Consider the following 537-nt stretch of genomic DNA (forward strand, 5'->3'; position numbering starts at 1 on the left):
CGATTGACTGGGCAGCGATAACGCCCACAGCTTCACCGATACCGACCAAGTGACCACGGGCCAAATCACGGCCGTAACACTTAGCACACACACCAAAGTCATTCTCACAGGTAATTACAGAGCGAACGATAACCTGGTCAACAGAGTGAGACTCAAGCAAGTCTACCAATGCTTCGTCCAGCATCATGTTGCGCTCTACCAGTACCTCGGCAGTACCAGGGATCAGCACGTCTTCAGCGACAACACGACCCAGTACGCGCTCGCGCAATGGTTCTACTACGTCGCCACCTTCGATCAACGGAGTCATCTTAACCCCTTCGAACGTGCCGCAGTCGTCATTGTTGATAACCAGATCCTGCGCAACGTCAACCAGACGACGGGTCAGGTAACCTGAGTTAGCTGTCTTCAAGGCCGTATCTGCTAGACCCTTACGTGCACCGTGGGTAGAGATAAAGTACTGAAGTACGTTTAGACCTTCACGGAAGTTTGCCGTAATTGGGGTTTCGATGATTGAGCCATCTGGCTTCGCCATCAGAC

At 52.3% G+C, this 537-nt stretch carries 1 pseudogene; it reads right to left on the bottom strand.

Annotated features, from left to right (window positions below):
* Positions 1–537 (bottom strand): annotated as a pseudogene (locus J0A65_RS27505) (DNA-directed RNA polymerase subunit beta'); the annotation flags it as partial.

It is taken from the genome of Bowmanella yangjiangensis (genome assembly GCF_017255015.1).
Classification (GTDB): Bacteria; Pseudomonadota; Gammaproteobacteria; order Enterobacterales; family Alteromonadaceae; genus Bowmanella; species Bowmanella yangjiangensis.